The sequence below is a fragment of the Streptomyces sp. BBFR102 genome (assembly GCF_051397025.1).
Lineage (GTDB): Bacteria > Actinomycetota > Actinomycetes > Streptomycetales > Streptomycetaceae > Streptomyces.
In genome coordinates this window covers 2226115-2247808 of the sequence record NZ_CP195757.1, presented here as the reverse complement: position 1 = coordinate 2247808, position 21694 = coordinate 2226115, and the positions used below count along the sequence as shown (strand labels likewise).

The 21694-nt window shown below is 72.6% G+C and carries 16 protein-coding genes; 12 read left to right on the top strand and 4 right to left on the bottom strand.

The window, feature by feature from the left end; translation table 11 throughout:
* Positions 1-23: 23 nt before the first annotated feature.
* The 11 genes from nuoE to recQ all read left to right on the top strand — a co-directional run bounded on the left by nuoE (position 24) and on the right by recQ (position 15598).
* Positions 24-866 (top strand): NADH-quinone oxidoreductase subunit NuoE, encoded by an 843-nt coding sequence (gene nuoE / locus ACSLIC_RS10150; RefSeq protein WP_436740327.1) that lies wholly within the window; start codon positions 24-26, stop codon positions 864-866.
* Positions 866-2215, top strand: coding sequence for an NADH-quinone oxidoreductase subunit NuoF (gene nuoF / locus ACSLIC_RS10145; RefSeq protein ID WP_436737353.1), 1350 nt, complete (start codon positions 866-868; stop codon positions 2213-2215). The genes nuoE and nuoF overlap by 1 nt, the downstream gene beginning before the upstream one ends.
* Positions 2212-4740 carry an NADH-quinone oxidoreductase subunit G gene (locus ACSLIC_RS10140; protein ID WP_436737352.1) on the top strand — a complete coding sequence of 843 codons (2529 nt, stop codon included), beginning with the start codon at positions 2212-2214 and terminating at the stop codon, positions 4738-4740. Before nuoF ends, ACSLIC_RS10140 begins: the two co-directional genes overlap by 4 nt.
* Positions 4741-4828: 88 nt before the next feature.
* On the top strand, positions 4829-6205 hold the full coding sequence (nuoH, locus tag ACSLIC_RS10135) for an NADH-quinone oxidoreductase subunit NuoH (RefSeq protein WP_436737351.1): 1377 nt from the start codon (positions 4829-4831) through the stop codon (positions 6203-6205).
* Positions 6198-6896, top strand: a complete 699-nt coding sequence (gene nuoI, locus ACSLIC_RS10130) for an NADH-quinone oxidoreductase subunit NuoI (RefSeq protein WP_436737350.1) — start codon at positions 6198-6200, stop codon at positions 6894-6896. The genes nuoH and nuoI overlap by 8 nt, the downstream gene beginning before the upstream one ends.
* Positions 6893-7708 carry an NADH-quinone oxidoreductase subunit J gene (locus ACSLIC_RS10125; protein ID WP_436737349.1) on the top strand — a complete coding sequence of 272 codons (816 nt, stop codon included), beginning with the start codon at positions 6893-6895 and terminating at the stop codon, positions 7706-7708. The genes nuoI and ACSLIC_RS10125 overlap by 4 nt, the downstream gene beginning before the upstream one ends.
* The gene (gene nuoK, locus ACSLIC_RS10120; RefSeq protein WP_436737348.1) at positions 7705-8004 is read left to right on the top strand and encodes an NADH-quinone oxidoreductase subunit NuoK; all 300 of its coding nucleotides are present in this window, start codon (positions 7705-7707) and stop codon (positions 8002-8004) included. Before ACSLIC_RS10125 ends, nuoK begins: the two co-directional genes overlap by 4 nt.
* Positions 8005-8018: 14 nt before the next feature.
* Entirely contained in the window at positions 8019-9938 is a 1920-nt protein-coding gene (nuoL, locus tag ACSLIC_RS10115; RefSeq protein WP_436737347.1) for an NADH-quinone oxidoreductase subunit L, read from the top strand.
* A gap of 5 nt (positions 9939-9943) precedes the next feature.
* Positions 9944-11545: an NADH-quinone oxidoreductase subunit M gene (locus ACSLIC_RS10110; protein WP_436737346.1), complete on the top strand. Its 1602-nt coding sequence runs from the start codon at positions 9944-9946 to the stop codon at positions 11543-11545.
* Positions 11542-13191 (top strand): NADH-quinone oxidoreductase subunit NuoN, encoded by a 1650-nt coding sequence (nuoN, locus tag ACSLIC_RS10105; RefSeq protein ID WP_436737345.1) that lies wholly within the window; start codon positions 11542-11544, stop codon positions 13189-13191. The genes ACSLIC_RS10110 and nuoN overlap by 4 nt, the downstream gene beginning before the upstream one ends.
* 325 nt (positions 13192-13516) lie before the next feature.
* Positions 13517-15598 (top strand): DNA helicase RecQ, encoded by a 2082-nt coding sequence (gene recQ / locus ACSLIC_RS10100; RefSeq protein WP_436740326.1) that lies wholly within the window; start codon positions 13517-13519, stop codon positions 15596-15598.
* Between the two features lie 228 nt (positions 15599-15826).
* On the opposite strand, the gene fahA is transcribed toward recQ, so the two are convergent.
* Together fahA and ACSLIC_RS10090 are read right to left on the bottom strand one after the other, a co-directional pair.
* A complete protein-coding gene (gene fahA / locus ACSLIC_RS10095; protein ID WP_436737344.1) occupies positions 15827-17053 on the bottom strand; it encodes a fumarylacetoacetase in 1227 nt (408 codons plus the stop codon).
* 288 nt (positions 17054-17341) lie between these two features.
* Positions 17342-17500 carry a hypothetical protein gene (locus ACSLIC_RS10090; RefSeq protein WP_436737343.1) on the bottom strand — a complete coding sequence of 53 codons (159 nt, stop codon included), beginning with the start codon at positions 17498-17500 and terminating at the stop codon, positions 17342-17344.
* Positions 17501-17751: 251 nt separating this feature from the next.
* Between ACSLIC_RS10090 and ACSLIC_RS10085 the strand changes: the two genes are divergently transcribed.
* Entirely contained in the window at positions 17752-18723 is a 972-nt protein-coding gene (locus ACSLIC_RS10085; protein ID WP_436737342.1) for an HAD family hydrolase, read from the top strand.
* Between the two features lie 26 nt (positions 18724-18749).
* Here the strand turns inward: ACSLIC_RS10085 and ACSLIC_RS10080 are convergent, their stop codons facing one another.
* Together ACSLIC_RS10080 and ACSLIC_RS10075 are read right to left on the bottom strand one after the other, a co-directional pair.
* Positions 18750-19199: a hypothetical protein gene (locus tag ACSLIC_RS10080; protein ID WP_436737341.1), complete on the bottom strand. Its 450-nt coding sequence runs from the start codon at positions 19197-19199 to the stop codon at positions 18750-18752.
* A 427-nt stretch (positions 19200-19626) separates the two neighbouring features.
* A complete protein-coding gene (locus tag ACSLIC_RS10075; RefSeq protein ID WP_436737340.1) occupies positions 19627-21669 on the bottom strand; it encodes a CocE/NonD family hydrolase in 2043 nt (680 codons plus the stop codon).
* Between the last annotated feature and the right edge of the window lie 25 nt (positions 21670-21694).

Here is a 21694-nt window from a genome sequence, read left to right as displayed (position 1 = left end):
CCAGCCCCTCGGTGGCCCTGGGCATGCCCCAGCTCCCCGCCCCCGCGTACCCGGCCGAGACCCGCGCCCGGCTCAAGGCCGACGCCGAGGCGATCATCGCCCGCTACCCGGACTCCCGCTCCGCGCTGCTGCCGATGCTCCACCTCGTGCAGTCCGAGGAGGGGTACGTCACCCGGACCGGCATGGCCTTCTGCGCCGAACTCCTCGGCCTGACCACCGCCGAGGTCACCGCCGTCGCCACCTTCTACACGATGTACCGGCGCAAGCCCTCGGGCGACTACCAGGTCGGGGTCTGCACCAACACGCTCTGCGCCGTCATGGGCGGCGACGCCATCTTCGACGAGCTGAAGGAGCACCTCGGCGTCGGCAACGACGAGACCACCGAGGACGGCAAGATCACCCTGGAGCACATCGAGTGCAACGCGGCGTGCGACTACGCCCCCGTGGTGATGGTGAACTGGGAGTTCTTCGACAACCAGACGCCCGACTCCGCCAAGCGCCTCGTCGACGACCTCCGCGAGGGCCGCACCGTCGAGCCCACCCGGGGCGCGCCGCTGTGCACCTACAAGGAGACCGCGCGCATCCTCGCCGGCTTCCCCGACGAGCGGCCCGGCGCGGTCGAGGCCACCGGCGGCGCCGGACCCGCCTCGCTGATCGGCCTCAAGCTCGCCAAGGGCGAACTGCCGCAGCAGCGCGTCGTCCACCCGCGCGGCCAGGACGGCGCCCCCGACGCCACCGGCCACGCCCCCTCGCCCGCCGAACACCCCAGCTCGCACGACGCGCCGCAGCAGACCGCGCCCGCCGACCCCGACAACCCGGCGGGTCCGGTCACCGGCGGCGGCGACGGCGCCGAGGAGGGGAAGTGATGACCGTGGCCGCCGAGATGAACCAGACCAGCCCCGACAAGCTGCTCGCACCGGTCCTGTCGGCCTTCTGGGACCAGCCCGAATCGTGGACCCTGGAGACCTACCGCCGCCACGAGGGGTACGAGGGCCTGCGCAAGGCCCTCGCGATGAGCCCCGACGACCTCATCGCGTACGTCAAGGACGCCGGACTGCGCGGACGCGGCGGCGCCGGCTTCCCCACCGGGATGAAGTGGCAGTTCATCCCGCAGGGCGACGGCAAGCCGCACTACCTCGTCGTCAACGCCGACGAGTCCGAGCCCGGCACCTGCAAGGACATCCCGCTCCTCTTCGCCAACCCGCACGCCCTCGTCGAAGGCATCGTGATCGCCTGCTACGCGATCCGCTCCAGCCATGCCTTCATCTACCTGCGCGGCGAGGTCGTCCCCGTCCTGCGCCGGCTCCACGAGGCGGTCCGCGAGGCGTACGAGGCCGGATACCTCGGCAAGGACGTCCTCGGCAGCGGCCTCGACCTCGACCTCACCGTGCACGCGGGCGCCGGCGCCTACATCTGCGGCGAGGAGACCGCCCTCCTCGACTCGCTCGAAGGCCGTCGCGGCCAGCCCCGCCTGCGGCCCCCCTTCCCTGCTGTGGCCGGCCTCTACGCCTGCCCCACCGTGGTGAACAACGTCGAGTCGATCGCCTCGGTTCCCGCCATCCTCCGGCAGGGCAAGGAGTGGTTCCGCTCGATGGGCAGCGAGAAGTCCCCGGGCTTCACGCTCTACTCGCTCAGCGGCCACGTCGCCGGCCCCGGCCAGTACGAGGCGCCGCTCGGCATCACCCTGCGCCAGCTCCTCGACATGAGCGGCGGCATGCGCCCCGGCCACCGCCTCAAGTTCTGGACGCCCGGCGGCTCCTCCACTCCGATGTTCACCGAGGAGCACCTCGACGTCCCCCTCGACTACGAGGGCGTCGGCGCCGCCGGGTCCATGCTCGGAACCAAGGCGCTCCAGTGCTTCGACGAGACGACCTGCGTGGTCCGCGCCGTCACCCGCTGGACGGAGTTCTACGCCCACGAGTCCTGCGGCAAGTGCACCCCCTGCCGCGAAGGCACGTACTGGCTCGTCCAGTTGCTCCGCGACATCGAGGCCGGCAAGGGCAGGATGTCCGACCTCGACAAGCTGAACGACATCGCCGACAACATCAACGGCAAGTCCTTCTGCGCGCTCGGCGACGGCGCGGCGTCCCCCATCTTCTCCTCGCTCAAGTACTTCCGCGACGAGTACGAACAGCACATCACCGGCAAGGGCTGCCCCTTCGACCCCGCCAGGTCGACGCTCTGGGCGGACCAGCACCTGGAGGCCAAGGCATGACCGTGACGACCGGCGCCGCGCCCGGCACCCCGGCCGGGGTGCCGCCCGAGGACCTGGTGACGCTCACCATCGACGGAGCCGAGATCTCCGTGCCCAAGGGCACCCTGGTGATCCGCGCCGCCGAACTCCTCGGCATCGAGATCCCGCGCTTCTGCGACCACCCGCTCCTCGACCCGGCCGGCGCCTGCCGCCAGTGCATCGTCGAGGTGGAGGGCCAGCGCAAGCCGATGGCCTCCTGCACCATCACCTGCACCGAGGGGATGGAGGTCCGCACCCAGCTCACCTCCCCGGTCGCCGAGAAGGCCCAGCGCGGCGTGATGGAGCTGCTGCTCATCAACCACCCGCTGGACTGCCCCGTCTGCGACAAGGGCGGCGAGTGCCCGCTCCAGAACCAGGCGATGCAGGTCGGCGACGCCGACTCCCGCTTCGAGGGCAGGAAGCGGACCTACGAGAAGCCCGTCCCGATCTCCACCCAGGTCCTGCTGGACCGGGAGCGGTGCGTGCTCTGCGCCCGCTGCACCCGCTTCTCGAACCAGATCGCCGGCGACCCGATGATCGAGCTGATCGAGCGCGGCGCGCTCCAGCAGGTCGGCACCGGCGACGGCGACCCCTTCGAGTCGTACTTCTCCGGCAACACCATCCAGATCTGCCCGGTCGGCGCGCTCACCTCGGCCGCCTACCGGTTCCGCTCGCGCCCTTTCGACCTGGTCTCCTCACCCAGCGTCTGCGAGCACTGCGCGGGTGGCTGCGCCACCCGCACCGACCACCGCCGGGGCAAGGTCATGCGGCGGCTCGCCGCCGACGACCCCGAGGTCAACGAGGAGTGGATGTGCGACAAGGGGCGGTTCGGCTTCCGCTACGCCCAGTCGCCCGAGCGCCTCACCCAGCCCCTGGTCCGCTCCGAGGGCGGGCGGCTGGAGCCGGCCAGCTGGCCGGAGGCGCTGCAGGCGGCGGCGCGCGGGCTCAACGCGGCGCGCGGTCGCGCCGGAGTGCTCACCGGTGGCCGCCTCACCGTCGAGGACGCCTACGCGTACAGCAAGTTCGCCCGGGTCGCGCTCGACACCAACGACATCGACTTCCGGGCCCGCCCGCACAGCGGTGAGGAGGCCGACTTCCTCGCCTCCCAGATCGCCGGACGCGGCCGTGACCTCGACGGCGGCGGCCTCACCTACGCCGACCTGGAGCAGGCACCCGCCGTGCTGCTCGCCGGGATCGAGGCCGAGGAGGAGGCACCCGGCGTCTTCCTCCGGCTCCGCAAGGCGTGGCGCAAGCACGGCCAGCGCACCTTCGCACTGGCCACCCACACCACCCGCGGCCTCACCAAGGCCGGCGGCACCCTGCTGCCGGCCGCCCCCGGCACCGAGACCGAGTGGCTCAAGGCGCTCGGCACCGGCTTCGGCCTGGAGGGCGTGGGCCAGGAGGCGGGCGAGGCGCTGCGCGCCGAGGGCTCCGTCATCGTCGTCGGCGAACGCCTCGCCACCGTCGAGGGCGGTCTGACCGCCGCCGTCCGCGCCGCCGCCGCACTCGGCGCCCGGCTAGTGTGGATTCCGCGCCGGGCCGGGGAGCGCGGCGCCGTCGAGGCCGGGGCGCTGCCCTCGCTGCTGCCCGGCGGCCGCCCGGCCACCGATCCGCGTGCCCGCGACGAGGTCGCCGCCGCCTGGGGCGTCGCCGAACTCCCGCCCCGGTACGGCCGCGACACCGGCCAGATCGTCGAGGCCGCCGCCTCCGGCGAGCTGACCGCGCTGCTGGTCGGCGGCGTCGAGGTGGCCGACCTGCCCGATCCCGCCCGCGCCCGGCAGGCTCTGGACCGGGCGCAGTTCGTGGTCTCGCTGGAGCAGCGGCCCTCGGAGGTGACCGAGCGCGCCGACGTGGTGCTGCCGGTCGCCGCCGTCGCCGAGAAGTCCGGCACCTTCCTCAACTGGGAAGGCCGAGCGCGGATGTTCGAGGCGGCGCTCAAGCCCGAGCAGATGACCCGCCGCCTCGCCCCCGGCGACCTGCGCGTCCTGCACATGCTGGCCGACGCGGTCGCCGAGGCGGACGAGGTGGGCCGCGGCGAGCTGGGGCTGCCCGACATCCGCGCCGCCCGCCGCGAACTGGACCGGCTCGGCGGCTGGGACGCCCGCCCCTCCCGCCCGGCCGTGCCGCCGGAGGCCCCGACCGCCAGCGCGCTGCCCAGGCCCGCCGTCGGCGAGGCCGTCCTCGCCGGGCACCGGATGCTGCTCGACCAGGGACTGCTCCAGCGCGGCGACGAGGCGCTGGCCGGGACCCGGCACGCCGCACCGGCCCGGCTCTCCGCCGCGACCGCCGCCGAGATCGGGGCCGCCGACGGCACCGTCCTCACCGTGACGGGCCCGGTCGGGAGCGTCGGACTGCCGCTGCTGGTCACCGACATGCCCGACCGGGTGGTCTGGCTGCCGCTCGACTCCACCGGTACCGGGGTGGCCTCGGACACCGGCGCCGTCCCCGGCCAGCTGGTGCGGATCGCGCCGGCCGCCGCGGCCCCGGCGGAAGTGGAGGAGCCGTGAACCCCGAGCGCACCGGAGGTGCCGCCGTGCCCGCAACCCCCGTCCACCGCGCCCGCCGCGCGAGCGCCCGAGCCCGGGGGGTGGCGGCGTGAGTCCGATCCTGCTGGCGGCCGAGGACCTCTCGATGTTCGGCCGCGACCCGTGGTGGCTGGTCCTGGTCAAGGCCGTCTTCTGCTTCGCCTTCCTGCTGCTGACGGTGCTCTTCGCGATCGTCTGGGAACGCAAGGTCGTCGCCTGGATGCAGCGTCGCATCGGCCCCAACCGGGCCGGGCCGTGGGGCATGCTCCAGTCGCTGGCCGACGGCGCCAAGCTGATGCTGAAGGAAGACGTCATCGTCAAGCGTGCCGACAAGGTCGTGTACGTGCTGGCGCCGGTCGTCGCCGCCATCCCCGCCTTCATGGCGTTCGCGGTGATCCCCTTCGGCCCCGCCGACAACCAGGTCTCGATCTTCGGCCAGCGCACCACGATGCAGCTGACCGACCTGCCGATCGCGCTCCTCTACATCCTCGCGGTCGCCTCGATCGGCATCTACGGCATCGTGCTGGCCGGCTGGTCCTCCGGCTCGACCTACCCGCTCCTGGGCGGCCTGCGCTCCTGCGCCCAGATGATCTCGTACGAGATCGCCATGGGCGCCGCCTTCGCCTCGGTCTTCCTCTACTCCGGCTCGATGTCGACCTCGACCATCGTGGAGGCGCAGGCCGACCGCTGGTACATCGTGCTGCTGCCGGTCTCCTTCCTCATCTACATCGTGACGATGGTCGGCGAGGTCAACCGCGCCCCCTTCGACATGCCGGAGTCCGAGGGCGACCTGGTCGGCGGCTTCAACACCGAGTACTCGTCGATCAAGTTCGCGATGTTCATGCTCGCCGAGTACATCAACATGGTGACCGTCTCGGCGGTGGCGGTGACGCTCTTCCTCGGCGGCTGGCGGGCCCCCTTCCCCGTCACCGCCTTCTGGGAAGGGGCCAACCAGGGCTGGTGGCCCATGCTCTGGTTCACCCTCAAGCTGCAACTGCTGCTCTTCCTCTTCATCTGGCTGCGCGGCACCCTGCCCCGGGTCCGCTACGACCAGCTGATGAAGCTCGGCTGGAAGGTGCTCATCCCGGTCTCCGTGGTCTGGCTGATGCTGGTCGCCACCGTGCGGACGCTGCGGAACGAGAACATGCCGTTCGCCGACATCGCCCTGTACGTCTTCGGCGGGCTGATCTTCCTGTTGCTGCTCTCCTTCGTCATCGACTTCTACCGCGACCGCCGCGATCAGGAGCGCGGCGCTGAACAGCGCGCGGAGGACACCGCGTTCGACCCGATGGCCGGGGGCTATCCGGTGCCCCCGCTGCCCGGCCAGGCTCTGCCACCGGTGCCCAGGCGGCCCGCGCGCGGCGAGCGGGAGCTGGTTGCCAGTGGGGCGCCGGACACTGTGAGTGACCGTGGTGACACGGAAGGAAAGGAGGCGTCCGATGACTGAGGGAGCCAATCAGTCGGACCAGGGGTTCCAGAACCCCGTCGCGGGCTTCGGCGTGACCTTCAAGGCCATGTTCAAGAAGCGGCTGACCGAGCAGTATCCGGAGCAGCCCAAGACGACGGCGCCCCGCTTCCACGGCCGTCACCAGCTCAACCGCCACCCGGACGGGCTGGAGAAGTGCGTCGGCTGCGAGCTGTGCGCCTGGGCCTGCCCGGCCGACGCCATCTACGTCGAGGGTGCGGACAACACCGACGAGGAGCGCTACTCGCCCGGCGAGCGGTACGGCCGCGTCTACCAGATCAACTACGCCCGCTGCATCCTCTGCGGCCTGTGCATCGAGGCGTGCCCCACCCGGGCGCTCACGATGACCAACGAGTTCGAACTGGCCGACTCCACGCGGGAGAACCTGATCTACACCAAGGACCAGCTCCTCGCCGGGCTGACCGAGGGCATGGTCGACTCCCCGCACGCGATCTTCCCCGGCACCGACGAGCAGGACTACTACCGGGGCCTGGTCACCGAGGCCGCCCCCGGCACGGTCCGCCAGCCGGCCCTCTCCCAGGGCGAGCCCGCGGTGGTCGACAGCGAGCCGGTCGCCCCGGCCGAGGGCGCTCCGGCCGCCCCGGCCCCGGCCTCCTCGCCCGCCGCCTCGGCCGGCTCGGCCGCCAAGTCCGGGCAGGGGGGACAGGGATGAGCCTGCTCGCCGCCTCCGTCACCTCCACCGGTGAGGCCGTCCAGTTCTGGATTCTCGGCACGGTCGCCGTCCTCGGCGCCCTGTCGACGGTCCTGATGAAGCGGGCCGTGCACAGCGCGCTGTGCCTTGCCGCCACCATGATCGTCCTGGCCGTCTTCTACCTGGCCAACGGCGCGTACTTCCTCGGCATCGTGCAGATCGTCGTCTACACCGGCGCGATCATGATGCTCTTCCTCTTCGTGGTCATGCTGGTCGGTGTCACGGCCGCCGACTCGCTGAAGGAGACCCTGAAGGGCCAGCGCTGGCTGGCCGCCTTCGCCGCCCTCGGCTTCGGCATCCTGCTGATCTCCGGGATCGGCCAGGTGGGCATCAGCCAGTTCAACGGCCTGGCCGCCGCCAACGCGGGAGGCAACGTCCAGGGCCTCGCCGCCCTGATCTTCACCAAGTACGTCTTCGCCTTCGAGATCACCGGCGCCCTGCTCATCACCGCCACGGTCGGCGCGATGCTGCTCACCCACCGCGAGCGCACCGAGCGCGCCTCCACCCAGCGCGAGCTGGCCGAGAAGCGCGTCCGGGAGAACACCCACGTGCCGCCGCTGCCGGCCCCCGGTGTCTACGCCCGGCACAACGCCGTGGACATCCCCGGCCTGCTCCCCGACGGCACCCCGTCCGAGCTGACCGTCAACCAGACGCTGCGCGAGCGCGGCCAGATCCGGGACGTCTCCCAGGAGGCCCTCGACGACCTCAAGGCGCTGGAGCAGCGCTCCGCGACGCGTCTGGGTCGTGACCGGGAGGAGGAGAACGCCCAGTGAGCCCCGTCAACTACCTCTATCTCGCGGCGCTGTTGTTCACCATCGGCGCCACCGGCGTGGTGATCCGCAAGAACGCCATCGTCGTCTTCATGTCCGTCGAGCTGATGCTCAACGCCTGCAATCTTTCGCTCGTCGCCTTCTCCCGTATGCACGGCAACCTCGACGGCCAGATCCTCGCGTTCTTCACGATGGTCGTCGCCGCCGCGGAGGTCGTGGTCGGGCTCGCGATCATCGTGTCGCTGTTCCGTGCCCGCCATTCGGCCTCGGTCGACGACGCCAGCCTGATGAAGCTGTAAGGGGTCGCTGAATCGTGGAGAACCTGATCGCGCTGCTCGTCGCGGCGCCCCTGCTCGGAGCCGCCGTGCTCCTCCTCGGCGGTCGGCGCCTGGACCGCGCCGGCCACCTGCTCGGCACCGTGATGGCGGGCGCCTCGTTCGGCCTCGCCGTGGTGCTGTTCACCGACATGCTGGGCCGCGCGGGCGACGACCGCGCGCTGCACCAGCACCTGTTCAGCTGGATTCCGGTGGGCGGCTTCCAGGCCGACATCGCCTTCCAGCTCGACCAGCTGTCGATGACCTTCGTCCTGCTGATCACCGGCGTCGGCACTCTGATCCACATCTACTCCATCGGCTACATGGAGCACGACGAAGCCCGCCGCCGCTTCTTCGCCTATCTGAACCTCTTCCTCGCGGCGATGCTCCTGCTGGTCCTCGCCGACAACTACCTCCTGCTGTACGTCGGCTGGGAGGGCGTCGGTGTCGCCTCGTACCTGCTGATCGGGTTCTGGCAGCACAAGCCGAGCGCGGCGACGGCGGCGAAGAAGGCGTTCCTGGTCAACCGCGTCGGCGACGTGGGCCTCTCCATCGCGATCATGCTGATGTTCACCACCTTCGGCACCTTCGCGTTCGGCCCGGTCCTCGCCTCCACCGGCGAGAGCGGCGAGGGCAAGCTCACCGCCATCGCCCTGATGCTGCTCCTGGCGGCCTGCGGCAAGTCGGCCCAGGTGCCGCTCCAGTCCTGGCTGGGCGACGCGATGGAGGGCCCGACCCCGGTCTCCGCCCTGATCCACGCGGCCACCATGGTCACCGCCGGCGTCTACCTCATCACCCGCTCCGGCGCGATCTTCAACGCCGCCCCCGACGCCCAGACGGCGGTCGTGGTGGTCGGCGCGGTGACGCTCCTCTTCGGTGCGATCGTCGGTTGCGCCAAGGACGACATCAAGAAGGCGCTCGCCGGATCGACCATGTCGCAGATCGGCTACATGGTCCTCGCGGCCGGGCTCGGCCCGATCGGGTACGTCTTCGCGATCATGCACCTGGTGACGCACGGCTTCTTCAAGGCCGGGCTCTTCCTCGGTGCCGGCTCGGTCATGCACGGCATGAACGACGAGGTCGACATGAGGAAGTACGGCGGCCTGCGGAAGCACATGCCGGTCACCTTCGTCACCTTCGGCCTCGGGTACCTGGCGATCATCGGCTTCCCCGGCCTCTCCGGCTTCTGGTCCAAGGACAAGATCATCGAGGCGGCCTTCGCCAAGGGCGGAGCCGAGGGCTGGATTCTCGGCGCGGTCACCCTGCTGGGCGCCGCCCTCACCGCGTACTACATGACGCGCGTGATGCTGATGACCTTCTTCGGCGAGAAGCGGTGGCAGTCGACAGGGTCCGACAGCGGCTCCGCCGCGGGCTCGGGCAACGAGCCGCACCCGCACGAGTCCCCGAAGTCCATGACGATCCCCATGATCGTGCTCGCCTTCGGCTCGGTCTTCGCGGGCGGACTCTTCAGCCTCGGTGATTCCTTCATCAAGTGGCTGGAGCCGGTCACCGCCTTCGAGCACGGCCACTCGCCGCTCAGCGCCGCCGTCGTCACCTCGGCCACCGTGGTGGTCCTGCTGATCGGCGTCGGGCTGGCCTGGCTCCAGTACGGCCGCAAGCCGGTTCCCGTGGTCGCGCCGCGCGGTTCGCTGCTCACCCGGGCGGCCCGCCGAGACCTCGGCCAGGACGACTTCAACCACGTCGTCCTCGTCCGCGGCGGCGAGCACCTGACCCGCTCCCTGGTCTACGTCGACCACACCCTGGTCGACGGCGTGGTCAACGGCACCGCCGCCTCGGTCGGCGGCCTCTCCGGCCGGCTGCGCAGACTCCAGACGGGTTACGCCCGTACGTACGCGGTCTCCATGTTCGGGGGTACGGCGGTGCTCATCGCCGCGACCCTGCTGATGAGGGCGGTCTGATACCGATGTCGTTTCCCCTGCTGACAGCGACGGCCGCGCTCCCGGCGATCGGCGCGATCGTGACGGCCGCCGTCCCGGCGGCCCGCAGCCGCCCCGGCGGCGACGGACCACGGGGCTCGGGCGCGGCCAAGGCCGTGGCGCTGCTCTTCTCCCTGGCCACCTTCGTCCTCGCGATGACGGTCCTGGTCCGCTTCGAGCCGGGCGGCGCCCGCTACCAGCTCACCGAGTCGTACGACTGGATTCCCGCCTTCGGCGTCCGCTACGAACTGGGCGTCGACGGCATCGGGGTGGCGCTGATCGCGCTGACCGCCCTGCTGATCCCGTTCGTCATCCTCGCGGGCTGGCACGACGCGGACGGCCTGGAGAACAGCTCCCGGCGGTGGCGCCCCACCCAGGGCTTCTTCGCGCTGATCCTCATGGTCGAGGCGATGGTGATCCTCTCCTTCGAGGCCACCGACGTCTTCCTCTTCTACCTCTTCTTCGAAGCCATGCTGATCCCGATGTACTTCCTCATCGGCGGCTTCGGGGACCGGGCGAGCGGCACCGACGAGGTGCAGGCCGCCACCCAGCGGTCGTACGCGGCGGTCAAGTTCCTCCTCTACAACCTGGCCGGCGGCCTGATCATGCTGGCCGCCGTCATCGGGCTCTACTCGGTGGCGGGCAGCTTCTCGCTCAGCGAGATCGCCCAGGCCCGGGCGGACGGCACGCTGGATATGGCCACCTCCACCGAGCGGTGGCTCTTCCTCGGCTTCTTCTTCGCCTTCGCGGTCAAGGCGCCGCTCTGGCCGCTGCACACCTGGCTGCCCAACGCCATGGGCGAGGCCACCGCCCCCGTCGCGGTCCTCATCACGGCCGTGGTCGACAAGGTCGGCACCTTCGCGATGCTCCGCTTCTGCCTCGGTCTCTTCCCCGAGGCCAGCAAGTGGGCGACGCCGGTGGTGCTGGTCCTCGCCCTGGTCTCGGTCCTCTACGGCGCGCTGCTCGCCGTCGGCCAGCGCGACATCAAGCGGCTGGTGGCGTACGCCTCGATCTCGCACTTCGGCTTCATCATCCTCGGCATCTTCGCCATGACCAGCCAGGGCCAGTCCGGCGCCACCCTCTACATGGTCAACCACGGCCTGTCGACGGCGGCCCTGATGCTGGTCGCGGGCTTCCTGATCTCGCGCCGCGGCTCGCGCCTCATCGCCGACTACGGCGGGGTCCAGAAGGTCGCCCCGGTCCTCGCCGGGACCTTCCTGGTCGGCTCGCTGGCGACGCTCTCGCTGCCCGGACTCGCCCCGTTCGTCAGCGAGTTCCTGGTCCTGGTCGGCACCTTCGCCCGGTATCCGGTGATCGGCGTCATCGCCACCGTCGGCATCGTGCTGGGCGCGCTCTACACCCTGGTGCTCTACCAGCGCACCATGACCGGCCCGGTCAAGCCGTCCGTCTCGAAGATGCCCGACCTCAAGGTGCGGGAACTGGCCGTGATCGGCCCGCTGATCGCGCTCCTGCTCTTCCTCGGCGTCTACCCGAAGCCGCTGACGGAGCTGGTCGACCCGGCGGTCGGCCACACCCTCTCCGACGTACAGCAGAAGGACCCGAAGCCCGACGTGGAGGCGGCCAAGTGAACGCAAACGCCGTCCACACCCTGTGGACAAGCGCGGCGGCCGACCCGATCTCCAAGATCCCGTCGCCGACCATCGAGTACGCCCAGCTCGCCCCCGTGATGATCGTCATCGGGGCGGCCGTCATCGGCGTCGTCGTGGAGGCGTTCGCCCCGCGCCGGGCCCGCTACCACATCCAGCTCTGGCTGACCGTGGCCGCGCTCGGCGCCGCCTTCGCCTCCGTCGTCGCCCTCGCGGTCGGCGGGTACGCCACCACCAAGCAGACCAGTATCGCCATGGGCGCCCTCGCGGTGGACGGGCCCGCCCTCTTCCTCCAGGGCGTCATCCTGCTCTCCGGGGTCCTGGCCGCCTTCACCTTCGCCGAGCGCCGCCTGGACCGGGCGCACGGCAAGCGGGTGGACTCCTTCGTCGCGCAGGCCGGGGCCGTCCCCGGCAGCGAGGCCGAACAGGCCGCCGTCAAGGCCGGGTTCGCCACCACCGAGGTCTTCCCGCTGATGCTCTTCGCGGTCGGCGGCATGATCGTCTTCCCGGCCGCCAACGACCTGCTGACCCTCTTCATCGCGCTGGAGGTCTTCTCCCTCCCGCTCTACCTGATGTGCGCCCTGGCCCGCCGCAGGCGGCTCATGTCGCAGGAGTCGGCGGTCAAGTACTTCCTCCTCGGCGCCTTCTCCTCCGCCTTCCTCCTCTTCGGCATCGCCCTGCTCTACGGCTACGCGGGCTCCGTCTCGTACGCTGCCATCGCCGACGTGGTCGACGGCACGCTGATCACCAACGACCCGGTCCTCGCCGAGACGATGGGCAACGACGCGCTGCTCCTCATCGGCATGGCCCTGGTCCTGATGGGGCTGCTGTTCAAGGTCGGCGCCGTGCCGTTCCACATGTGGACGCCCGACGTCTACCAGGGCGCCCCCACCCCGGTCACCGGCTTCATGGCCGCCGCCACCAAGGTCGCCGCCTTCGGCGCCCTGCTCCGCCTGCTCTACGTGGTGCTGCCCGGCATGCGCTGGGACTGGCGGCCGGTGATGTGGGGCGTCGCCATCGCCACCATGGTGGTCGGCGCGATCGTCGCCGTCACCCAGACCGACGTGAAGCGGCTCCTCGCGTACTCCTCGGTGGCGCACGCGGGCTTCCTCCTCGCCGGTGTGATCGCCGCCAGTCCGGCCGGCGTCTCCTCCGTCCTCTTCTACCTCGCCGCCTACTCCTTCGTGACCATCGGCGCCTTCGCCGTCGTCACCCTGGTGCGGGACGCCGGGGGAGAGGCCACCCACCTCTCCAAGTGGGCGGGGCTCGGCCGGCGCTCCCCGCTGGTCGCCGCGGTCTTCGCGGTCTTCCTCCTGGCCTTCGCCGGGATTCCGCTGACCAGCGGCTTCTCGGGGAAGTTCGCGGTCTTCTCGGCGGCGGCCGAGGGCGGCGCCGGGGCCCTGGTGATCATCGGTGTCCTCTCCTCCGCCGTCGCCGCGTTCTTCTACGTCCGGGTGATCGTCCTGATGTTCTTCAGCGAGCCGCGCGCCGACGGTCCGACCGTCACCGTGCCCTCGCCGCTGACCATGAGCGTGATCGGCGTGGGCGTCGTGGTCACGGTGGTACTGGGGGTCGCCCCCCAGTACTTCCTGGACCTGGCGGGCCAGGCGAGCGTCTTCGTCCGCTGACCGTCCGGCCACCGGCCCCCGCACCACCCCGCCGCCCGGCGCCCCTCCCCGGAGGGCGCCGGGCGGCGGTGTCCGCGCGTACCGGCCTCGCCCGAGGGCGCCGACCCGATTGTGGACAACTCCGTCACCCTCCCCGCCCGCCCGCGTTTGCGCAGCTCACCGCCGGTGTGACCGAGCGACCTGTGGACAACTTCCCGGGCTGACCCTCCGGCCCCCTACGCTGGAGGCAGTCTCAGGGACCACACGTGGCCCAGGGCACCGCAGGGAGCGGACGGGCACGCGAGCGAGGGGCACGGGGCACGGAGCGATGAACGGAACGAGCGGCATGGCGAGCGGCAGCACGGACAGCGGGACACCCGCGCACGAGGGGCCGGAGGGCTTCCCCGACGACCTCTTCGACGGCGAGCCCCCGCAGGAGGACCCGTTCGGCGACGCCTCCTTCCCGGACGAGGAGTTCCCCGAGGACGGCCTCCGCGAGGAGCTGTCCGGCGCCTTCCCCGAGGAGCGCGGCGAGGCCCCGGTCCACGACCGCCGGGACGCGCTCGCCACCCTGCGCTCCGTCTTCGGGTACGACGCGTTCCGCGGGGACCAGGAGGCCGTCATCGACCACCTGGTCGGCGGCGGGGACGCCGTCGTCCTCATGCCCACCGGCGGCGGCAAGTCCCTCTGCTACCAGATCCCGGCCATGGTGCGCCCGGGTACCGGTGTCGTCGTCTCCCCGCTCATCGCCCTCATGCAGGACCAGGTGGACGCCCTGCGCGCGGCCGGGGTCCGCGCCGGGTTCATCAACTCCACCCAGGACTTCGAGGAGCGCCGCCTCACCGAGGCCGAGTTCCTCTCCGGCGAGCTGGACCTGCTCTACCTCGCCCCCGAGCGGCTGCGCGTCGACGCCACCCTGGACCTGCTCTCCCGCGGCAGGATCTCGCTCTTCGCCATCGACGAGGCGCACTGCGTCGCCCAGTGGGGCCACGACTTCCGCCCCGACTACCTCACGCTCTCCGTCCTCGGCGAGCGCTGGCCGGACGTCCCGCGGGTCGCCCTCACCGCCACCGCCACCGACGCCACCCACCAGGAGATCACCCGCCGGCTCTCCCTCCCCGACGCCAAGCACTTCGTCGCCAGCTTCGACCGGCCCAACATCCAGTACCGGATCGTCCCCAAGAACGACCCGAAGAAGCAGCTCCTCACCTTCCTCAAGGAGGAGCACCCGGGCGACGCCGGCATCGTCTACTGCCTCTCGCGCAACTCCGTCGAGCGCACCGCCGACTTCCTCCGCGACCACGGCGTCGAGGCCGTGCCTTACCACGCCGGGCTCGACGCGCGGACCCGCGCCACCAACCAGTCCCGGTTCCTGCGCGAGGACGGCCTGGTCGTCGTCGCCACGATCGCCTTCGGCATGGGCATCGACAAGCCCGACGTCCGCTTCGTCGCCCACCTCGACCTGCCGAAGTCCGTCGAGGGGTACTACCAGGAGACCGGCCGCGCCGGCCGTGACGGCCGCCCCTCCACGGCCTGGATGGCATACGGCCTCCAGGACGTCGTGCAGCAGCGCAAGCTCATCCAGTCCGGCGAGGGCGACGAGGCGCACCGGCGCCGCGCCCAGTCGCACCTGGACGCGATGCTCGCCCTCTGCGAGACCGCCCAGTGCCGCCGCGCCCAGCTGCTGCGCTACTTCGGCCAGGAGCCCACCGGCGAGAACTGCGGCAACTGCGACACCTGCCTCACCCCGCCGGAGACCTGGGACGGCACGGTCGCCGCGCAGAAGGCCCTCTCCACCGTGGTGCGCCTCAAGCGCGAGCGGAACCAGAAGTTCGGCGCCGGCCAGATCATCGACATCCTGATGGGCCGCAAGACGGCCAAGGTCATCCAGTTCGACCACGACCAGCTCTCCGTCTTCGGCGTCGGCCAGGAGCTGACCGAGGGGGAGTGGCGCGGGGCCGTCCGGCAGCTGCTGGCCCAGGGGGTGCTGGCCGTCGAGGGGGAGTACGGCACGCTGGTCCTCACCGACGAGGCGGGCGAGGTGCTGGGGGGCCGCCGCGAGGTCCACTTCCGCAAGGAGCCCAAGAAGGCGCCGACCGCGCGCTCGGGCAGGTCGGGCTCGTCCTCCGGCGCGGGCGGCAGGCGGAGCAAGACCGTCATCGACCTCCCCGAGGAGTCCCTCCCGGTCTTCGAGGCCCTCCGCGCCTGGCGCGCCGCCCAGGCCAGGGAACAGGGCGTCCCGGCCTACGTGATCTTCCACGACGCCACCCTCCGCGAGATCACCGCCGCCCGCCCCACCACCCTCGACGCCCTCGGCCAGATCGGCGGCGTCGGCGACAAGAAGCTCCAGAACTACGGCCCGGGGGTACTGGAGACCCTGGCGGAACAGGGGATCGGCGAGGCCCCGGACAGCCCGGCCGACGCTTGAGGCCATCCTGTACGCGCGGCCGGGCTGCGGAGCCCAGCCACATCCCAGCCCGGCCGCGCGTACGAGGCGGGCCCAAACTCAGCCCGGCCGGCGTTTGAGGCCATCTGAACGCGCGCTCGGGCTGCGAAGCCCGGCCAGATCCAGCCCGGTCGGCGCTTGCGGCCACCGTGAACGTCCCGGGCGACCGGGCCGAGCCGAATCCGGCCCGGCCCGGCGCAAGCCGAACGATCAGGTGCGGGGTACGACAGTGCCCCGCACCTCGCCCAGCCCCACAGGCACTCCCTGAGCCCCGGGCGCCCAAGCCCGCAGCACCACCTCATCCCCGTCCTCCAGGAAGCCCCGCTTGCCGGAGCCAAGCTCCAAGGGCCGCTCCCCGTTCCAGGTCAGCTCCAGCAGCGACCCCCGCTGCCCCTCCGCGGCCCCGCTGACGGTCCCGGAGCCGTAGAGGTCGCCGGTGCGCAGCGACGCCCCGTTCACCGTGGTCTGCGCCAGCATCTGCGCGGCCGTCCAGTACATCGTGGTGAACGGCGGCTCGGAGACCGTCTCCCCGTTGATCTCCACGCTGATCCGCAGGTCGTACCCGCCGGGCTCGGACGAGGAGTCGTCCAGGTACGGCAGCAGGGCCTCGTCACGGGCGGGCGGCAGGACCCGCGCCGTCTCCAGCGCCTCCAGCGGCGTCACCCAGGCCGACACCGAGGTGGCGAAGGACTTGCCCAGGAACGGGCCGAGCGGCACGTACTCCCACGCCTGGATGTCCCGGGCCGACCAGTCGTTGAGCAGGCAGAGGCCGAAGACGTGGTCCCGGTACGCCTCCAGCGGCACCGCCCGCCCCTGCTCGGAGCCGACGCCGACGACGAAGCCGACCTCCGCCTCGATGTCCAGCTTCACCGAGGGCCCGAACACCGGCGCCGGGTCGGCGGGCGCCTTCCGCTGGCCGCTGGGCCGCACCACGTCCGTGCCGGAGACCACCACGGTGCCGGAGCGGCCGTGGTAACCGATGGGCAGGTGCTTCCAGTTGGGGGTGAGCGGGGTGGGGGAGTCGGGGCGGAAGATGCGGCCGACGTTGGAGGCGTGGTGCTCGCTGGCGTAGAAGTCGACGTAGTCGCCGACCTCGAAGGGCAGGTGCAGGGAGACCTCGGCGAGGGGGTGGGCGTGGCGTTCCACGGCCGCGTGGTGGGCGGGGTCGGTGACCCAGGCCGTCAGCGCGGTACGCACCTCGGACCAGACCGGGCGGCCCGCGGCCAGCAGGGGGTTCAGCGTCGGGCCGGTCAGCAGGGCGGTGTGCGGGGAGCCCAGTTCCGCGGCGAGGGCACCGGCGTCCAGGACGTGTTCGCCGAGGCGGACGCCGACGCGGCGGGGCGCCTCGCCGGGCGAGAAGACCCCGTACGGAAGGTTGTGCGGACCGAAGGGGTGGCCTTCGGGGAGGGCGAGCGGGAGCGGGGTGGGCTCGGGCATCTGGGTGCGGCCTCGCTTTCCGTGCGATCGGTCGGTGAGCCCGCGGGCGCCGACCCCCCCCCGGTGAGGGGGGTGGGGCCGTGGGCCGGGCCACACGTTACGTGCGCCGCCCCCGCCCGGGGGAGGGGGCCGGGCGGCGCGGGACAGAGGCCGTCGACCCGGCTTGGCGACTCGCCCGGCCGGAGGGCCATGGGGCCGCTGGGCCCGCAGCCCGTACGGGGACGCCCTCGGTCGCGGCCGGGCCGGAACCGGCCCGGTGGGAAGCGGCAGGGTGGGCGGTGGGACGGGCTACTCCTCGCGTTCGTAGTCGGCCTCGGCCTCCTCCTCGCCGAGATCGTTCTGCGCGGCGGTGTACAGGTCGTGCACGAAGGACCGCGCCCGGTCCTCCTCGATTCCCGGTGCGGTGTCGCGCAGCCGGTCGGTCCAGGTCTCCATCGGGTCACTCATACCTCCAGCAGACAACGCGGCCCCCGCCCTCGCCACCCGAACGGCCCCCTCCCGGCCGTTCACGGCCACGGGCGACTCCGGGGCCTGCCCCGCGCCCCGGGCCGCTCCCCCCGAACGGGGTGACCGCACCCCCCGTCACGCCCCTGGCATCCCAGTCCGCACAGCGGGCCCCCAACCCCCCGCCCCGCCAGGGAAATCCAGGCATGCCGGGGTGGCGCATGCCAGGGGCGTATCTCCGTATCGTGGGGATCATGGCCCTCCCCTCCGCACAGCCGTCCCCCGCGCCCGCCGAGGCGCCACCCCCACCTCCGGCACGCCCGCCGCAGGCGGACCCCCCGCCGGTGCTCGCGCAGCCGGGCCCGCCGGGCGCGGACTCCGTGGCCCGGCGGGCGCCGGCGCACGAGCGGCGGCGTCCGCCGGGCGGGCGGCGGACGTACGGGCTGGTCGCCACCGACCTGGACGGGACGCTGCTGCGGGCGGGGGACCGGGTCTCCGCCCGTACGCGCGCCGCGCTGGAGCTGGCGCGCGGTGCCGGGGCCCGGCACATCGTGGTGACGGGACGGCCCGTGCCGGGGGTGCGGGGGCTGCTGGAGGAGCTGGGGTACGAGGGGATCGCGGTCTGCGGCCAGGGCGCCCAGGTGTACGACGCGGCGAGCGGCCTGATGCTGAGCGCCCTGACCCTGGACCGGGAGACCGCCGCCATCGCACTCGGCAAGATCGAGGCGGAGACGGGCGCGCTCTTCGCCGCCGTCGACCAGGACGGCGCCGACGGGCACACCCTGATCGAGCCCGGCTACCGCATGGCCCACCCGACGCTGCCCGCCCGCCGGGTCCCGCACCGCGACGCCCTGTGGGAGCGCCCGATCGCCAAGGTCCTGGTCCGCCACCCGGAGCTGACCGACGACCAGCTGACCGCCACCGCCCGCTCGGTGGTGGACGGCCTGGCCACGGTCACGATGGCCGGCCCGGGCACCGTCGAGCTCCAGCCGCTCGGCGTCACCAAGGCCACTGGCCTGGCCCGCGCCGCCGACCTGCTCGGCCTCGGCCCGGCCGACACCCTCGCCTTCGGCGACATGCCGAACGACGTGCCGATGCTCCAGTGGGCCGCCCACGGCGTGGCCATGGCCAACTCGCACACCGAACTCCTCGCCGTCGCCGACGAGATCACCAGCAGCAACGAGGAGGACGGAGTGGCCCGGGTCCTGGAACGCGTCTACGGCTGACGGCCCCGGTACGGGGCTCCGGGCCGTCAGCCCAGTTCGCCGCTCTCGCCCACGGCCGCCTCGCAGCCGTCGCAGAGCGTGAGCCAGAGGCGGCGGGTGCGTCGCAGCCGGGCGGGGGCCGCGCACCGTTCGCAGAGGTTCTCGCTGCGGGCCGTGGTGGCGTCGAGTATCTCGTGCAGCCGGGCGTGCTCCTCGCTGGTCCAGTTCCGCTCGCCCGGCCGCCACGGCCGGGGGAACGCCTGGAAGGAGAGCCGCCCGTACTTCTGCTTCACCGCGAGGAGTTCGTACGCCGGGAACTCGGCGGACATCCGGTGGTGGCAGTCGAGGACCAGGCGCCGCCAGCCCGGCCCTATCGCGAACTGCTGGCCCGGCGAGCGCAGTCGGGGCCGGAGCACGTCCAGCGCCGAGGCCGGGGGAGGGACGGGCGGACCGGTCGCCTCGTCAGGACCGGGCGGCTGGTGTCCCAGTACCGTCATCCCTGCCTCCTCGGGCGTCGCACCACCGGCACACGCGGGCGGCATGTGCGGGACATCACTCGAAGACAGTGTGCACGGTGCTTGACGCCGGCGGAGGGCCGGGGCGCGATCCGGACCCCGGACGGCCGGGATCGGGCGGTATCGTCCCGGTCGGGGCGGCCTTCGGACGCCCCGGGGCAGTCGTCCCGGCGGGGAAAGCCGCCAGTTCGGCCGGACGGGAACGAGCCGGGCGGTGGCCCTCCCGCCCGAGAGGGGCCCGTGGTCCGAGGGGAGGGAACCAGCCGCTCCCGGCCCGAACCGGGCGGCCTGGACCGGCGGGCCGTCCCCCGGCCTCGGCGACGGCGAGGCGTACGTCCTCCCCCTGCGCGCCCTCGGCGAGGCGGCCGTGCTCAACGAGGGCTGTGCGCCCCGCCCGCGTACCGCCCCGCTACCCTGCCGTACGCGGAATCCGCCGCTCCCACGTCCGGTGGAAGATCACCTCGCCCCCTTCCGAGCAGGTCAGCTCGTTGCTGGTGAGGAAGTCCCCGGCGTCGCAGGTGATCTCCGAGCGGGTGCGGACCTCGGTGTCCCAGGCCAGTTCCGGGCGGCGCAGCCGTACCGTCCAGGAGGAGCGGGTGGCGGCGCTGAGCGGGTCGTTGTCGGTGATCGTGTACTGATCCAGGGCGTCCTCGTGGAACTCCAGGCCGTCGGGGTGGACCCGGGTGCCGCCGCACCGGGGGGCGACGTCCAGGCGCCAGGTCCCGGCGGCCACGTCGTGCACGACGAGGCGTTCGGGCCGCTGGTCGGCGGGGTTCCCGGGTGCCGGGCGGACGACGGCCAGCGGTTCGGCCTGCTCCGGTCCGGCGAAGGCGATGGTGGCGTCGAGCGCCCGGTCCCCGGCGCCGCGCACCGGCAGTTCGAGCCCGCTGCCGGCCGGGTCGAGGGTGAAGCCCTCCTCGGAGCCGGGCTGCGGCCAGATCCACGGCCAGTACGCGCCGGAGACGGCGAGCCGGATGCGGTGGCCGGGCGGGAAGGCGTGGCCGATGCCGTTCAGCTCGAAGGCGACGTCCTCGGTGACGCCCGGCTTCCACGGGGCGACCGTGTCCCGCCCGTACCGGGAGGAGAGGTTGAGGACGCCCCGGGTGACCAGGGTCGAGGAGCCGTCCGGGGCGACGTCGCAGAGCCGGGCGACGACCTGGCCGCGCGGGGTCGGGCAGGTGAGCCGGAGCCGGACGCGGGGGCGGCCGAGGATCTGGAGCCGCTCGTCCACGGCGAACTCGAAGGCGGCCGAGTCGGCGTCCTCCTCGCGCTGGTCGGGCGGCAGGTCGGCGTCGCCGCCCAGCGGGAGGAACCGGCCGGCGGCGACCCCGGTGTGCTGCGGGGAGCGGACCAGGACCGGCCCGCCCTGGAAGGCGTACTCGACCGGGGTGACGTACGGGGACGGCCAGGCGGGGTCGCCGACCCAGTGGCCCTCCAGCTCCGGGTGGACGGTGGCGGGCGGGTGGGACTCGCTGATCCAGGAGCGGAGCTTGGGCTCGTTCATGACGCCGCTGTCCTCGCCCTTGAGGTGCTGGTCCCACCAGCGCAGGGTCTCCTGGAGGAAGCCGATGGCGGGGCCCGGCGGCAGGCCCCGGTCCGGGTACTGGTGCGGCCAGGGGCCGATGAGGCCGCGTACCTGGTCGTCGGGGAGGTGGCGGACCAGGCGCAGCACGGTGTCGCGGTACGGGTCGTGCCAGCCGCCGACCGCCAGCACCTTCGCCGCGATCGCCGAGTAGTCCTCGCTGACGCTGCCGTGCTGCCAGTAGGCGTCGCGGGTCTGGTGGCCGAGCCAGGTGTCGGTGAACGGGTGGACCGCCTCCAGCCGCTTCCGCCACAACCCGCGCCACCCGGGGCCCACGAACCGGGGGTCCGGCGGGAGGGAGACGAGGGCCAGCAGGGCGGAGGCCCTGGCGTGCGTGCCGACGGCGAGGACGGAGCCGCCCATGTGGTGCGCGTCGTTGTCGTACCGGTCGTCGGCCGAGCAGACGGTGACGATCGCCTTGAGCGGCTCGGGGGCGAGTGCGGCGATCTGGAGCGCGTTGCAGCCGCCCCGGGAGATGCCGAACATGCCGACCTTGCCGTCGCACCAGGGCTGCTCGGCCAGCCAGTGGACCACCGCGACGCCGTCGGCCAGTTCGGTGGCGTCGTACGCGTCGCCGGGCAGTCCCTCGCTGTTGCCGTGGCCGCGCAGGTCGACGCGGACGGAGGCGTAGCCGTGGCCCGCGTACCAGGGGTGGCGCTGCTGGTCGCGCGGGGCGGTCCGGTCGGTGAGCCGGCAGGGCAGGTACTCCAGGAGCGCGGGAACCGGCTCGTCGGTGACCGGCCGCCAGATCCGGGCGTACAGATGAGTGATCTCGGAGCCGTCGGCTCCGGGGCGGCCGGTCGGCAGCGGGATGCGGACGTCCTCGCGGATCGTCCGGTACGGCAGGTCGGTGGCGATGTGCAGGGACATGACGGGGGACCTCGCAGTGGGGGGT